Source organism: Pseudomonas sp. PDM26 (assembly GCF_019219185.1).
Taxonomy (GTDB): domain Bacteria; phylum Pseudomonadota; class Gammaproteobacteria; order Pseudomonadales; family Pseudomonadaceae; genus Aquipseudomonas.
In genome coordinates this window covers 80442-95291 of record NZ_JAHUWC010000017.1, presented here as the reverse complement: position 1 = coordinate 95291, position 14850 = coordinate 80442, and the positions used below count along the sequence as shown (strand labels likewise).

General features: G+C 59.4%; 17 protein-coding genes. 2 read left to right on the top strand and 15 right to left on the bottom strand.

The features are described from left to right. Window positions 1–45: 45 nt before the first annotated feature. Genes KW849_RS27345 through KW849_RS27320 form a run of 6 tightly spaced genes read right to left on the bottom strand, consistent with a single transcriptional unit; the run spans window position 46 to window position 2975 of the window. Entirely contained in the window at window positions 46–447 is a 402-nt protein-coding gene (locus tag KW849_RS27345) for a type IV pilin protein (RefSeq protein WP_218432515.1), read from the bottom strand. Between the two features lie 14 nt (window positions 448–461). Beyond that, complete coding sequence (locus tag KW849_RS27340) at window positions 462–803, bottom strand: hypothetical protein (RefSeq protein ID WP_256357398.1); 342 nt, start codon at window positions 801–803, stop codon at window positions 462–464. 58 nt (window positions 804–861) lie between these two features. Next, a complete protein-coding gene (locus KW849_RS27335) occupies window positions 862–1341 on the bottom strand; it encodes a PilX N-terminal domain-containing pilus assembly protein (protein ID WP_218432511.1) in 480 nt (159 codons plus the stop codon). Window positions 1342–1351: 10 nt separating this feature from the next. Further along, window positions 1352–2059 (bottom strand): prepilin-type N-terminal cleavage/methylation domain-containing protein, encoded by a 708-nt coding sequence (locus KW849_RS27330; RefSeq protein WP_218432509.1) that lies wholly within the window; start codon window positions 2057–2059, stop codon window positions 1352–1354. Continuing rightward, complete coding sequence (gene pilV, locus KW849_RS27325) at window positions 2056–2505, bottom strand: type IV pilus modification protein PilV (protein ID WP_218432507.1); 450 nt, start codon at window positions 2503–2505, stop codon at window positions 2056–2058. The genes KW849_RS27330 and pilV overlap by 4 nt, the downstream gene beginning before the upstream one ends. Beyond that, complete coding sequence (locus KW849_RS27320; protein ID WP_218432506.1) at window positions 2502–2975, bottom strand: GspH/FimT family protein; 474 nt, start codon at window positions 2973–2975, stop codon at window positions 2502–2504. Before KW849_RS27320 ends, pilV begins: the two co-directional genes overlap by 4 nt. A gap of 130 nt (window positions 2976–3105) precedes the next feature. Between KW849_RS27320 and KW849_RS27315 the strand changes: the two genes are divergently transcribed. Beyond that, window positions 3106–3645, top strand: a complete 540-nt coding sequence (locus KW849_RS27315) for a GspH/FimT family pseudopilin (protein ID WP_218432505.1) — start codon at window positions 3106–3108, stop codon at window positions 3643–3645. Here KW849_RS27315 and ispH read toward each other — a convergent pair. The 6 genes from ispH to murJ form a co-directional block, all read right to left on the bottom strand. After that, window positions 3614–4561, bottom strand: a complete 948-nt coding sequence (gene ispH / locus KW849_RS27310; RefSeq protein WP_218432504.1) for a 4-hydroxy-3-methylbut-2-enyl diphosphate reductase — start codon at window positions 4559–4561, stop codon at window positions 3614–3616. The genes KW849_RS27315 and ispH overlap by 32 nt on opposite strands. Before the next feature lie 211 nt (window positions 4562–4772). After that, window positions 4773–5210 carry an FKBP-type peptidyl-prolyl cis-trans isomerase gene (gene fkpB / locus KW849_RS27305; protein ID WP_172435403.1) on the bottom strand — a complete coding sequence of 146 codons (438 nt, stop codon included), beginning with the start codon at window positions 5208–5210 and terminating at the stop codon, window positions 4773–4775. Window positions 5211–5217: 7 nt separating this feature from the next. Beyond that, complete coding sequence (gene lspA, locus KW849_RS27300; protein WP_218432503.1) at window positions 5218–5730, bottom strand: signal peptidase II; 513 nt, start codon at window positions 5728–5730, stop codon at window positions 5218–5220. Continuing rightward, entirely contained in the window at window positions 5723–8554 is a 2832-nt protein-coding gene (gene ileS / locus KW849_RS27295; RefSeq protein WP_218432502.1) for an isoleucine--tRNA ligase, read from the bottom strand. Before ileS ends, lspA begins: the two co-directional genes overlap by 8 nt. Before the next feature lie 13 nt (window positions 8555–8567). Continuing rightward, entirely contained in the window at window positions 8568–9506 is a 939-nt protein-coding gene (ribF, locus tag KW849_RS27290) for a bifunctional riboflavin kinase/FAD synthetase (RefSeq protein WP_218432496.1), read from the bottom strand. Window positions 9507–9636: 130 nt separating this feature from the next. After that, the gene (gene murJ / locus KW849_RS27285) at window positions 9637–11175 is read right to left on the bottom strand and encodes a murein biosynthesis integral membrane protein MurJ (protein WP_218432494.1); all 1539 of its coding nucleotides are present in this window, start codon (window positions 11173–11175) and stop codon (window positions 9637–9639) included. Window positions 11176–11427: 252 nt separating this feature from the next. On the opposite strand from murJ, the gene rpsT reads away from it, so the two are divergent. After that, the gene (rpsT, locus tag KW849_RS27280; RefSeq protein ID WP_007970922.1) at window positions 11428–11706 is read left to right on the top strand and encodes a 30S ribosomal protein S20; all 279 of its coding nucleotides are present in this window, start codon (window positions 11428–11430) and stop codon (window positions 11704–11706) included. Window positions 11707–11893: 187 nt separating this feature from the next. On the opposite strand, the gene KW849_RS27275 is transcribed toward rpsT, so the two are convergent. The 3 genes from KW849_RS27275 to cgtA form a co-directional block, all read right to left on the bottom strand. Next, window positions 11894–12358 carry a CreA family protein gene (locus KW849_RS27275; RefSeq protein ID WP_218432484.1) on the bottom strand — a complete coding sequence of 155 codons (465 nt, stop codon included), beginning with the start codon at window positions 12356–12358 and terminating at the stop codon, window positions 11894–11896. Between the two features lie 12 nt (window positions 12359–12370). After that, a complete protein-coding gene (gene proB, locus KW849_RS27270) occupies window positions 12371–13489 on the bottom strand; it encodes a glutamate 5-kinase (protein ID WP_108216425.1) in 1119 nt (372 codons plus the stop codon). 137 nt (window positions 13490–13626) lie between these two features. Continuing rightward, a complete protein-coding gene (gene cgtA / locus KW849_RS27265) occupies window positions 13627–14850 on the bottom strand; it encodes an Obg family GTPase CgtA (protein ID WP_008052064.1) in 1224 nt (407 codons plus the stop codon).

Here is a 14850-nt window from a genome sequence, read left to right as displayed (position 1 = left end):
CAATCGTTAAATAGACAGAGAGTGCAAAAGGCACCCGAAAAAAACTCAGCGCCCCCAGCAGTCTTTGCTGGTCAGGCCGGATTTTGCGTTGACCATGCCGAGGACTCCGGTATTGGTGATGGTCAGATCACCACACTTGTCAGTGGCCATGCTCGAGTCAGCCTTGCGCACCGCCGTCAACAGGAAAGTCTGGTCGGTCAGGGTCGGTGTGATGGCATAGTAATCATTGCCGGCGCTGAGACCCGTCGCATCGGTGTAGGCATTTTTTTGCGAGTAGAAGCGCTCCAGAACCTGCGCCTGCTCCGAGAGCAGACCGGCCACTTCTGCGCGACGGCCCTTGTTCAGGTATTCGGTGAAACTCGGGGCAGCAATGGTCATGACAATCCCGATGATCGCAATCACGATCATGATTTCGATCAGGGTAAAACCGCGGTTGGAACTACGCATGCCTCAACTCTCACTTACTGTATTTGTCGCCACATGATGCGACGGCTGCCGCCGGATTTTTCCATCCCCGGTGTATCGTCGCCAGTGGAATCGTTCACGGCGCCGCCATTATCACCGGCGTCCTGGGTCGAATGCTCTCCAACAAAGATCACGCCGTCGGAGAGCGTGTCGCTGTTGTCGACTATTCCATCGCCGTTGCTGTCGAGCATCTTAACGCCGATCGCCTCGGGCAGCTTCAGGCAGACGGCTTTCAACCCCTGATTACTGTGGTAAAAACCGTACCAATTGCCATTCGCCAGACAGGTTGGCCGGTTCAGCGCTGGCGAATCCGCTGACGTGGCAGCGTGCGCCGACATCGACAGGTCAATCGCGACTACGAAACCGATCAGTTGTGACCATAACCTGACAGGTCGCTCAGTACTTCGCATAGATGCTCTCCACCACACTGCGCGAATGCCCCGCGATGCCGACCGCCGTTACCCGATACAAGGTCGCCGGGGTATTGATGGGCACATTCACCGCATTTTTACTGACACCGATATTTTGCACGCCATAAAAGCCCTTGCCCGATGCAACCCAGGTCACGCCTGAAGAGGCGTTGAAACCGGCAGCGGTAATAGTCGAGGACTCGGACGGTGGTGCGCATTGAACGATGCCGCTACAAACAGGTAACGCATAACTGTCCCGCCGCACGGCACTCTCGCCCACCCGCAATGCGGCTTCGGCACTCTGGAACGACTGATTGCGCAAGACGACGCTACCGGCCATTTTTTCCTGCAGGGTGGCGCTCTGCATCGATGAAAGACCAATCAACGTCAGCAAGAGCAAGAACACCAGACTGACCAACAGTGCCATGCCGCGCTGGGGGTCACACGTCATGGGAGACCGAATCATTGGCACCCTCTCATGGCAAGCGGTTGCGCAGAGCCGCAACCACGCTGAAGGTTTGATCGCTCACTCGGCGGTTCGGATCGGTGAAGGTCAGGCTCAGGCGAACGCTACGAATCAGCGCGGGGTCCGGCGGGTTGCTGCTGTAGCGCGAAGCAGCCAGGTCAGTGGCCGTGCTGGCCAGGCCGAAACTCACGTCGAAAGCGCTGACGTTATCCACCAATACCTGGTCTGCTGCAGCCCCGCTCCTCATAAGCAACTGGTTGTTGCTGAAGCTGTAAATCAGCCGCCGGATCGGAATTGCCAGCTGCCCTGCCACTGGAGTCCGACCTTCACTGTAGGCCGTCGAATTGTTTCGACAATCGGAAAGCACGGTCCAGTCCGGCTTGCCGCCATTGCCGCCGACATCCGCCGTAACCAGCGTCAACTTGCGGCCGCCGTTGTCCCAACGGATCGGTGCTAGCTGACTGGCATGGAAATCCCTTTTCTCACTTGAATCGGTGATCGATTCCAGACAACCGAACATCCCGACCATGCGGACTTCCTGAATCATTTTGCTCAACACGAAACGTGCGTCCTCCTGCATGTTCGCGGCCGCGTTCTGGCTGAGATAGGTGTTCTTGGCTGCGATAAAAACCTGTACCACGCCCAGCACAACAACCAGGCTCAAAGCCATGGCGATCAGCAGCTCGACCAGGCCAAACCCCTTGCTGCAGCGACTCACGGGGCCCCCACCGGATCAATGGCCGTGCGACTGGTCAGGACGAAGCTGCGCCGCGAGTCGGCGGCCTTCGCAGCCCGTGAGTCGTCCCAGGTAATCGTGATGGTGTACACCTGCTGATTGACGGTGACGCTGCCCGTCGCGGTAGCACCGAGCGAACCGACAATATTGGCGTTGAAGTCAAACAGGTCCTGATCCCGGGTAACGTCCGGATTGCCCGAAGCCGGCGGCGCGATGGTGTAGTCCGCAGCGGCGTTGGCGCGAATGCGGTCCATCAGGTCGTAGGCGATAAAACTGGCCTGACTGGTCATGCGCGCGCTGTCCGTGTACTTCAACGCATTGAGCTGAAACGCCGCTGCCCCCAGCAATCCCACGCCCAGAATGACTAACGCCACCAGGACTTCGATCAGCGTCATGCCCTCCTGCGTGCGCTTGCTCCCTGCTTTCATCCGCAATTTCCACCCAATAGAATTCGTCCGTTCAAACACACCGTCAGCGTCCTGCTTTGTGCTCCCCGCCCATAGCTGATCACCACCTCTGAGGACGGTGATGACAATCCGCCCATACTGTTGAAATCGATGAAAGTCAGGCCTGAGGTTAGCGCCAGAGTTGCGCCGCTGCTCATCGCCGGAACAACCCGCAATACATTGGCCAAAGCGCCCGTACCGTCGTAAACCGCCAGCTCCCCACTCCAGGCATCCCTACCAGCCGTCGGGCGCACCCGTGTGGTAATGCCCCGATCGATGGCTTCGAGCCGGGCAAAACTCAGGGCTCGTCGCAGGTCAGCGATTTCAGTATCAGCCCTGGTTGTTTGCGTCGAGCGGGTAAACGCCGGGACAGACAGCGTCAGCAGAATCAGAAGGATCGCGATCGCGACCAGCATCTCGATCAGCGTGAAACCTTTTGTAGGATGATCCATCGTGGCCTTCTGTTTCCTTCGGCTATACCTGCTCTTACGCAGCACAACATTCGAGCGATGCGGTGCGTTTGCGTTGCCATTTCTCGCGCAGGGATAGCGTGAGCCACAGCACGCCACGGAGGGAATTGTCATGCGGCAACAAGGCTTCAGCCTGATCGAACTGCTCATGGGACTGGCAATTACAGGAATTGTTCTGCATTTGATCAGTCCGACATACGGAGCACTCATCGAGTCGAACCAAAGAGAGCAAGCGGCACAGGCTCTTTTCAGCGGTATTCGCACCGCCCGGACTGAAGCCATCGTCCGCAACCAGGCCGTGGTGATTCATGGCATCAATGGCGACTGGAGCCAGGGCTGGCGGATCATTCTGGATATCAGCGGCAAGGGGGATATGGACAGTGACAATCCACTGTTGGCCGAGCGCCGGAGCGGCGCACGCGTGTCGATCGTGGGGAACGGCCCGGTCGAAAAATCTATACGATTCAGGGGTCAGGGCGAGTCACTGATTGGTGGAACGTTACACATTTGCGCAGTTCGCGAGCCGGTGAGCCAACATCAAGTGGTGTTGGCTCGGACCGGTCGCGTCAGCCTGCGCAGCGACAAGGCTGAGCAGCCGTCATGCAAAGAAAGGAAAAAACTCAGAGCAACGAGCGAACGCGCAGTTCTTTAGGCATCGAGAACGTGATGTTCTCCTCGCGACCGGCCAGTTCATCGGCACCGGTAGCCCCCCAGGCCTGCAACTGCTGGATCACGCCGCGCACCAGGACTTCCGGGGCAGATGCGCCGGCGGTGATGCCAATACGCTCGACGCCGTCGAACCAGCTTTTTTGCAGGTCTTCGGCACCGTCGATCAAATAGGCCGGAGTGGACATGCGTTCAGCCAATTCGCGCAAGCGATTGGAGTTGGAGCTGTTCGGGCTACCGACTACCAGCACCACGTCGCACTCGTCGGCCAGTTGCTTGACCGCGTCCTGACGGTTTTGCGTGGCGTAGCAAATGTCGTCCTTGCGCGGCCCACCGATGGCCGGGAAGCGCGAACGCAGCGCGTCGATAACGCGGCTGGTGTCGTCCATCGACAAGGTGGTCTGGGTCACGAAGGCGAGCTGTTCTGGGTTGTTCACCTGCAACGCCGCAACGTCTTTCTCGTCTTCGACCAGATAGATCGCGCCACCACTGCCGGCATCGTACTGGCCCATGGTGCCTTCGACTTCCGGGTGACCGGCGTGGCCGATGAGAATGCATTCACGACCGTCGCGGCTGTAACGCGCCACTTCGATGTGGACTTTGGTCACCAGCGGGCACGTAGCGTCGAACACTTTCAGCCCACGGCCAGCCGCTTCGCTGCGCACGGCCTGGGAAACGCCGTGGGCACTGAAGATCACGATGACATCGTCCGGCACCTGGTCCAGCTCTTCGACGAAGATCGCACCACGGGAGCGCAGGTCTTCGACGACAAACTTGTTGTGAACCACTTCATGGCGCACGTAGATCGGTGGCCCGAAGACTTCCAGGGCGCGGTTGACGATTTCGATCGCCCGGTCCACACCGGCGCAGAAGCCACGGGGGTTGGCGAGTTTGATTTGCATGCTGTGCCTCGTGTCTTGCGCGCGAAAACAATGAAAAACAAACTGTGGGAGCGAGCTTGTTGTGGCGAGGGGGCTTGCCCCCGTTCGATTGCGCAGCAATCGTAAAACAGTCACCGCTGACTCATTCAGAATCGCGGAGGCCGGTTTCAGGGGCGCTTCGCACCCCAACGGGGGCAAGCCCCCTCGCCACACAAGCTCGCATCCACAGTATCTACAGCGCTTTGACGGAAATGATTTCCACGTCAAAGGTCAACGTTTTGCCCGCCAGCGGGTGGTTGAAGTCGATGGTCACTTGCGCGTCATCGAACTCTTTCACCACGCCCGGCAATTCAGTATTGGCCGCATCGTTGAAGATCACCAGCAAGCCAGGTGACAGTTCCATGTCCTGGAACTGTGAGCGCGGGATGATCTGCACGTTTTGCGGGTTGGGCTGGCCGAAAGCGTTTTCCGGCTCGATGCTCAGCGTACGCTTGTCACCAGCCTTGAAACCGAACAGGGCCGCCTCGAAACCTGGCAACAGGTTGCCGTCACCAACCTTGAAGGTCGCCGGGGCTTTGTCGAACGTGCTGTCCACGGTGTCGCCGTTCTCCAGGCGCAATGCGAAATGCAAGGTGACTTCCGTGTTCTGGCCGATACGTTGCTCAGCCAATACCTGTTCAGTCATGAACGGTTTCTCCGGTCTTTTTACTTTTGAACATATCCAGTGCCAGCATGACAGCACCAACCGTGATTGCACTGTCGGCAAAGTTGAACGCCGGGAAATACCAGCGGTTCTGCCAATGCACCAGAATGAAATCGATCACATGACCCAGCGCAATGCGGTCATACAGATTGCCCAGCGCGCCGCCAAGCACCAGTGCCAGCGCAATCGCCAGCCAGGTCTCGTTGCGCCCCAGACGCTTGAGCCACACCACCAGCACCGCACTGACCACGACAGCGATCAACGCGAACAGCCAGCGCTGCCAGCCGGAGCTGTCGGCCAGAAAGCTGAACGCCGCACCGGTGTTATAGGCCAGGGTCCAGCTGAAGTAATCGGGGATCACCACGATTTGCTGGTACATTTTCAACGAGCCTTCGAAGTAGAACTTGCTGGCCTGGTCGATGACCAGGACCAGCAAACTCAACCAGAGCCAGCTCAGCCGTCCGAAACGGCCAACGGCATTAGGCATAGTGACGGACCTCGCCAGCGCCGCTGATGTTGTCGACGCAACGGCCGCAGATTTCCGGATGCTCCGGGTTCACACCGACGTCTTCACGGCAGTGCCAGCAACGGGCGCACTTGGCGTGGCTCGACTTGACGATCTTCAGCTTCAGGCCGCTGACTTCGGTGACCACGGCATCGGCCGGTGCCTGCACCAATGGCGCAACACTGGCGGTCGAAGTGATCAGCACGAAGCGCAGTTCGTTGCTCAGCTTGGCCAGGTCGGCGGTCAGCGCGTCTTCGGCGAACAGCATCACTTCGGCTTGCAGGTTGCCACCGACAGCCTTGGCTGCACGCTGGATTTCCATTTCCTTGTTGACCGCGACCTTGACCGCCATGATCCGGTCCCAATACGCGCGGTCCAGCTCGAAGCCTTCCGGCAGTTCGCTCAGGCCTTCGTACCAGGTGTTGAGCATGACGGACTCGTTACGCTCGCCCGGCAGGTACTGCCACAGTTCGTCGGCGGTGAACGCCAGGATCGGCGCGATCCAGCGCACCAACGCCTCGCTGATGTGGAACAGCGCGGTCTGGCACGAACGACGGGCCTTGCTGTCGGCGCCAGTGGTGTACTGACGGTCCTTGATGATGTCGAGATAGAAGCCGCCCAGCTCCTGCACACAGAAGTTGTGGATCTTCGAGTAGACGTTCCAGAAACGGTATTCGCCGTAGTGCTCTTGCAACTCGCGTTGCAGCAGCAGGGTACGGTCCACGGCCCAACGGTCCAGAGCCAGCATTTCTTCGGCCGGCAGCAGGTCGGTGGCCGGGTTGAAGCCGGTCAGGTTCGAAAGCAGGAAGCGCGCGGTGTTGCGGATACGCCGGTAGGCGTCCGCACTGCGTTGCAGGATCTGCTCGGAAACCGCCATTTCACCCGAGTAATCGGTCGAAGCAACCCACAGACGCATGATGTCGGCGCCCAGGGTGTCGTTGACTTTCTGTGGCGCAATCACGTTGCCCAGGGACTTGGACATCTTGCGGCCGGACTCGTCGACAGTGAAGCCGTGAGTCAGCAGTTCGCGATACGGTGCGTGGTTGTCGATGGCGCAACCGGTCAGCAGCGACGAGTGGAACCAGCCACGGTGCTGGTCCGAGCCTTCCAGGTACAGGTCGGCACGCGGGCCGGTTTCGTGGCCCATCGGGTGCGAACCGCGCAGGACGTGCCAGTGCGTGGTGCCCGAGTCGAACCAGACGTCCAGGGTGTCGCTGATCTTGTCATACTGCGGCGCTTCAGCGCCCAGCAGCTCGGCGGCGTCCAGTTTGAACCAGGCCTCGATGCCTTCGACCTCAACGCGTTTGGCGACCTCTTCCATCAGCTCGACGGTACGTGGGTGCAGCTCGCCGCTTTCCTTGTTCAGAAAGAACGGGATCGGCACGCCCCAGTTGCGCTGGCGGGAGATGCACCAGTCCGGACGGTTGGCGATCATCGAGTGCAGGCGCGCCTGACCCCAGGCCGGAACGAACCGGGTCTCTTCGATGGCCTTGAGCGAGCGCTGACGCAGGGTGTCGCCGGTGGTCGGCTGCTTGTCCATGCCGATGAACCACTGCGCGGTGGCGCGGTAGATCAGCGGGGTCTTGTGGCGCCAGCAGTGCATGTAGCTGTGTTCGATGATGGTGGTGTGCAGCAGCGCACCGACTTCGGTCAGCTTGTCGACGATGGCCGGGTTGGCCTTCCAGATGAACTGGCCGCCGAAGAACTCCAGCGAGGTCGCGTACACGCCGTTGCTTTGAACCGGATTGAGGATGTCATCGTTGACCATGCCGTACTTCTTGCAGGTCACGAAGTCGTCCACGCCGTAGGCCGGAGCGGAGTGAACCACACCGGTGCCGGCGCCCAGTTCAACGTAGTCGGCCAGGTAAACCGGCGACAGACGGTCGTAGAACGGGTGACGGAAGTTGATCAGCTCCAGCGCTTTACCGGTGGTGGTCGCAATGACCGAACCTTCCAGCGAGTAGCGCGCCAGGCACGACTCGACCAGCTCCTCGGCCAGTACCAGCAGCTTGTCGCCGACGTCGACCAGGGCGTAGTTGAATTCCGGGTGAACGTTCAGCGCCTGGTTGGCCGGGATGGTCCACGGGGTGGTGGTCCAGATCACGATCGAGGCAGGCTTGGCCAGCGATGGCAAACCGAAGGCGGCAGCCAGTTTGGCTTCATCGGCAATCGGGAAAGCCACGTCGATGGTCGAGGACTTCTTGTTCTCGTACTCGACTTCCGCTTCGGCCAGGGCCGAACCGCAGTCGAAGCACCAGTTCACAGGCTTGAGGCCCTTGAACACGAAACCGCCCTTGACGATTTCGGCGAGGGCACGGATTTCCCCGGCCTCGTTCTTGAAGTCCATGGTCTTGTACGGGTTGGCGAAGTCGCCCAGCACACCGAGGCGAATGAACTCGGACTTCTGCCCTTCGATCTGCTCGGTGGCATAGGCCCGGCACAGTTCGCGGGTCTTGTCCGCGCCCAGGTTCTTGCCGTGGGTCACTTCGACCTTGTGCTCGATCGGCAGGCCGTGGCAGTCCCAGCCCGGAACATAAGGCGCGTCGAAGCCCGACAGGGTCTTCGAGCGGATGATCATGTCCTTGAGAATCTTGTTCAGCGCATGACCGATGTGAATCGAGCCGTTGGCGTACGGAGGGCCGTCGTGCAATACGAACTTCGGACGATCCTTGCCAATCTCGCGCAACTTTCCGTACAGGCCAATGCTGTCCCAGCGCTGCAGAATCTGCGGTTCGCGCTGAGGCAGGCCGGCCTTCATTGGGAAGGCGGTGTCCGGAAGGTTTAGCGTGGCTTTATAGTCGGTCATTTAAGGCTCTTCATTAGCGATGGGCGCTAGGTGCGGCTAGTGCACGGGCGGCGGCGACATCCGCGTTGATCGCCGTTTTCAACGCCTCCAGAGAGGCGAAACGCTGCTCTTCACGCAGCTTGTGGTGGAAAACCACCGTTAAACGCCGGTCATATAGATCGCCGGCAAAATCTAAAAGATGTATTTCGAGGTGGGCCTTGCCATCACCTTGTACCGTTGGCCGCACGCCGATATTGGCGACGCCTGGCCAGGTCTTGCCGTCGATGTCGACGTTGACCAGATAAACCCCGGAAAGCGGAACGCGACGGCGCTTGAGTTGTATGTTGGCCGTGGGCGTACCCAACTGGCGCGCCAGCTTCTGGCCGTGCAGCACCCGCCCGGTAATCTGGAACGGCCGACCTAGCAGTCGCTCGGCCAAGGCAAAATCAGCTGCGGCCAGGGCGTTGCGGACCTGAGTGCTGCTGACGCGAATACCGTCCAGCTCAACGGTTTGCGCCGCCTCGACGGAAAAGCCCTGAACGATGCCGGCTTGTTGCAGGAAATCGAAATCCCCTACGCGGTCGCAGCCGAACCGGAAGTCGTCACCAACTTCAAGGTGCTGTACGCCAAGGCCGTCCACCAGGATGGTATCAACGAATTCGCTGGCGCTGAGCTTGCTCAGCCGCTGGTTGAAGGCCAGGCACAGAACGCGGTCGACACCTTCGTCGGCCAGCAGCTGCAGTTTGTCGCGCAGCCGGGCCAGACGGGCCGGGGCCGTGTCCGGGGCGAAAAACTCTCGCGGCTGCGGCTCGAAAATCACCACGCAGCTGGGCACGCCCAACTCGAGCGCACGTTCACGCAGCCGCGCCAGGATAGCCTGGTGACCACGGTGAACACCGTCAAAGTTGCCAATAGTGGCGACACAGCCCCGATGCTGGGGGCGCAGATTGTGGAGGCCTCGAACCAGCTGCATAACGCGCTTCTTGCTCATAAAGTGGTCGATTATAACCACACCCGGCGGCCGACGACAGGCAACACCGTAACCCAAAGTGATCGAGCCGACAAAACTGTCGGCTCGCCCGTGTTTATCGAAGCCAGAACCTCTATTCCAGCGCCTTGCGATTGAAGTCGCGCAAACGGAAACCCATCAACACTAACATGCCGAAATAAGCCACCACACCCGCTGCCACCAACACCCCCAGACGCAAGAAGCGTTCGAGCATATGCCCTTGATCCCAGACTGGCATAAAGTGCATCACACCCAACAGTACCGCGGACATCACCGCCACCGCGACCAGCAGTTTGAACGCGAACTTCGCCCAGCCCGGCTGCGGTTGGTACATCTGCTGTTTGCGCAGTTGATAGAACAGCAAGCCGGCATTGAGGCAGGCGCCGGCACTGATCGCCAAGGCCAGGCCTGCGTGAGCCAACGGCCCGATCAGCATCAAGTTGAACAATTGGGTGACCGCTAGGGTAAAAATCGCAATTTTTACCGGTGTACGGATGTTTTGCTGCGCATAAAAGCCGGGGGCCAGCACTTTGATCACGATAATCCCGAGCAAACCGACCGAATAAGCGATCAGGGCACGCTGGGTCATCGACGCATCAAACGCACTGAACTGGCCGTACTGGAACAAGGAAACCGTCAACGGCTCCGCAAGAATCCCCAATGCCAGCGAGCAAGGCAGCACCAATACGAAGCACAGGCGCAGCCCCCAGTCGAGGATGCGCGAATACTCGTGACGATCCTTGTTGGCATAGGTCTTGGCCAGGGTCGGCAGCAGAATCGTCCCCAGTGCGACGCCCAACACGCCGGACGGCAGCTCCATCAAACGGTCGGCGTAATACATCCAGGACACTGAACCGGCGACCAGGAACGAGGCAAAAATAGTGTTGATGATCAGCGAAATCTGACTCACCGATACCCCGAGAATGGCCGGCAACATTTGCTTCATGACACGCCAGACGCCAGTGTCGCGCAGGTTCAGACGCGGCAGCACCAGCATGCCGATCTTTTTCAGGTGCGGCAGCTGATAGAGCAACTGCGCCAGGCCGCCGACCAGCACCGCCCAGCCGAGCGCCATTACGGGTGGATCGAAGTACGGCGTCAAAAACACCGAAAAGATGATCATGCTGACGTTCAGCAGGGTCGGCACGAAGGCTGGCACCGAAAAGCGATTCCAGGTATTGAGGATCGCACCAGCCAACGACGACAGGGAAATCAGCAGGATGTAGGGAAAGGTCACCCGCAAAAGGCTTGATGTCAGTTCGAATTTTTCCGGCGTGTTGGTGAAGCCCGGCGCGGTCACCCAGATGACCCACGGCGCGGCAATCATGCCCAGCACGGTGACCAGCGCCAGCACCAGCGTCAGCAGGCCCGAGACATAAGCAATGAAGGTTCGGGTCGCTTCCTCGCCCTTCTGGCTTTTGTATTCGGCAAGAATCGGCACGAACGCCTGGGAAAACGCCCCTTCGGCAAAGATTCGCCGCAGCAGATTGGGCAACTTGAAGGCGATAAAGAAGGCGTCGGTCGCCATTCCCGCGCCAAATGCGCGCGCTATGAGGGTGTCTCGAACAAATCCCAAAATCCGGGAAAGCATCGTGATAGAGCTGACGGCGGCCAACGATTTGAGCAGATTCATGGAAAGAGTTTGTGCCTGTCGATAAACAGCAGGCGAACTACGCGCCTACTTATGCGATACTCCGCGCCGCAACAGCACAGAGCCAAAGCTCGCGAGTTTACAGGTCGCACGCTGGAAAGAAATCTCCAAGCTTGCTTCACCTACCACTTAGCGGAACGTCTCAACCGCCCTTGACAAGAACTCAACTCATCGGCATGATTCGCGGCCTATTTTGTTTGCTATTTCCTAAAAAGTCTTTCGAGGAGCTCGACGGTGGCCAACTCACCTTCCGCCAAAAAACGTGCAAAACAGGCTGAGAAGCGTCGCAGCCACAACGCCAGCCTGCGTTCCATGGTTCGTACCTACATCAAGAATGTAGTTAAGGCCATCGACGCAAAAGACGCTGCCAAAGCTCAAGCCGCTTACGTTCTGGCTGTGCCAGTTATCGACCGTATGGCCGATAAAGGCATCATCCACAAGAACAAGGCCGCTCGTCATAAGAGCCGCCTGAATGGCCACGTCAAGGCCCTGAACGTTGCCGCTGCCGCCTAAGCGACTCGTTCATTAAAAAACCGACCTCAGGGTCGGTTTTTTATTGCCTGCGATTTGTAGGAGCGAGCTTGCTCCGGGCGGCGCTCCGACGAAGGTCGTCAACGATAAAGCGCGCCTCCTGAAGAAACGCGGCGTCACGGAGATCTTCGCGAGCAAGCTCGCTCCTACATTGGCGATTTGCGTCAGATTATTGGGCGTGGGCCCACGGCAAAATCGGAATCGCCGTCACCGCATTCTGCGGACTGCCCTCGATCAAGCGATCGCTGTACACCAGATACACCAGCGTATTGCGCTTCTTGTCGAGGAAGCGCACCACCTGCATGGTCTTGAACACCAGGGACGTGCGCTCCTTGAACACCTCATCACCATCCTTGAGTTCGCCCTTGAAGCTGATTGGCCCAACTTGCCGGCAAGCGATAGACGCCTCGGCACGATCCTCGGCCAACCCCAGGCCACCCTTCACGCCGCCAGTCTTGGCCCGCGACAGGTAGCAGGTCACACCATCGACCTTGGGGTCATCAAAGGCCTCGACCACGATCCGGTCATTCGGCCCGACAAACTTGAACACCGTCGACACCTGACCGATCTCTTCGGCCGAAGCCAGCAGGGGCATCGTCAATAGCAACCCCAACAATCCTTTTGCCACGCGCATTCAGGTATTCCTTCAGACCAGAATCAGGTTATCGCGGTGAACCAGTTCCGGCTCCGCCATGTAACCCAACAGACCGACAATCGCCTCAGACGACTGACCAATGATTTTTTGTGCTTCCAGCGCACTGTAGTTGGCCAGGCCACGGGCGATCTCACGACCGTCCGGCGCCACGCAGACCACCATCTCACCCCGACGGAAGCTGCCCTGCACCAATTTGACCCCGACCGGCAGCAAGCTCTTGTTGCCCTGGGACAACGCGATCACCGCACCCGCATCCAGCACCAGAGTGCCACGGGTTTGCAGATGACCGGCCAACCACTGCTTGCGCGCAGCCAGCATGCCGCGCTCCGGCGACAGCAAGGTGCCGATGCGCTCGCCCGCCTTGAGGCGATCCAGCACACGCTCGATGCGCCCACCCACGATGATCGTATGCGCACCAGAACGTGCCGCCAGACGCGCAGCACGCAGCTTGGTCTGCATGCCGCCACGCCCCAGCGCCCCACCAGTACCGCCCGCCACCGCATCGAGCGCCGGATCATCGGCGCGCGCTTCATAGATCAATTGGGCATCCGGATTGTTGCGCGGATCAGCGTCGAACATGCCGTCGCGATCCGTCAGGATTACCAGCAAATCCGCCTCGACCAGGTTCGCCACCAGCGCCGCCAGGGTGTCGTTGTCGCCAAAACGAATTTCGTCAGTGACCACGGTGTCGTTCTCGTTGATCACCGGAATGACTTTCAGTTCGACCAGCGCACGCAAGGTGCTTCGGGCGTTCAGGTAGCGTTTGCGATCGGACAGGTCGTCATGGGTCAGGAGAATCTGCGCGGTATGCCGGCCATGCTTGGCAAAGCTCGACTCCCAGGCCTGCACCAACCCCATCTGGCCGATTGCAGCAGCAGCCTGGAGCTCGTGCATCGCACTGGGTCGCGAAGTCCAGCCCAGACGACTCATACCGGCCGCCACCGCCCCGGAGGACACCAGCACCAGCTCGACACCCGCCTCATGCAAGGCCACCATCTGTTCAACCCAGACACCCATTGCCGCGCGATCCAGGCCTTTGCCGTCCGCCGTCAGCAAAGCGCTGCCGATCTTCACGACCCAACGCTGCGCACCTGTCACCTTGCTCCGCATCATCTTCAACCTTAGCTTGAGGACAGCGCGACCTAGCACTGCCCGTGACGTTATTCGTGGTTATTCGTGACCAACAATCGATTTCCAGATACCAAAACGCCGCTCGATTGAGCGGCGCTTAAGTTTATCGCAACGAATCAGTCACGCACGTAAATGATTTCCGGACCGTCTTCATCATCCACATCTTCTTCATCCCAATCATCGTCGCCGATGTCGTGGACCGACTTCACGCCGCTGCGACGCAGGGCACGCTTGTCATCCAGCGCCTGCAGTTGCGCGCGAGCTTCGTCTTCGATGCGCTGATCGAGATCAGCCAGCTCTTCCTTGTAAGCCGGGTCATTGGCCAGGCGATCAGCACGATCTTCCATGTAACGCATGATGTCGTGGCACAGGCGCTCGGTACCGAGCTTGGAGATGGCCGAGATCACGTAGACCGGACCCGTCCACTCCAGGCGATCAACGATTTCCTTGACGCGAGCATCGTGCTCTTCATCAAGGATCTGGTCGCACTTGTTCAGGACCAGCCAGCGATCACGCTCCGCCAGGGACGGACTGAACTTGATCAGCTCGTTGACGATCACTTCAGCGGCATCCGGTGCACTGGCGTCATCCAGCGGCGCCATGTCCACGAGGTGCAGCAGCAGACGCGTACGCGCCAAGTGCTTGAGGAAGCGAATGCCCAGACCAGCACCTTCGGAAGCGCCTTCGATCAAACCCGGAATATCGGCAATGACGAAGCTCTTCCAGCGATCGACGCTGACCACACCCAGGTTCGGCACCAGCGTGGTGAACGGGTAGTCGGCAACTTTCGGCTTGGCGGCCGATACCGAACGGATAAAGGTACTTTTACCGGCATTCGGCAAACCCAGCAGACCGACGTCAGCCAGTACTTTCATTTCCAGCTTCAGGTCGCGCTGCTCACCCGGCTTGCCCGGAGTGGTCTGGCGCGGCGCACGATTGGTACTGGATTTGAAACGGGTGTTGCCCAGACCGTGCCAGCCGCCCTGCACTACCATCAATTTCTGACCGGCCTTGGTCAGGTCGCCGATGACTTCCTGAGTCGCGGAGTCGATCACCGTGGTGCCGACCGGAACGCGCAGGATCAGGTCTTCACCCTTCTTGCCGGTGCAGTCGGTGCTGCCGCCGTTGGAGCCACGCTCGGCATCGAAGTGCCGGGTGTAACGGTAGTCCACCAGGGTATTGAGGTTTTCGTCGGCCATCATGTAGATGGAACCGCCGTCACCGCCATCACCGCCGTTCGGGCCACCGTTCTCGATAAATTTTTCCCGACGGAAACTCATGGCGCCATTGCCGCCATCACCAGCCTTTACGCGAATCGATACTTCATCAACAAACTTCAT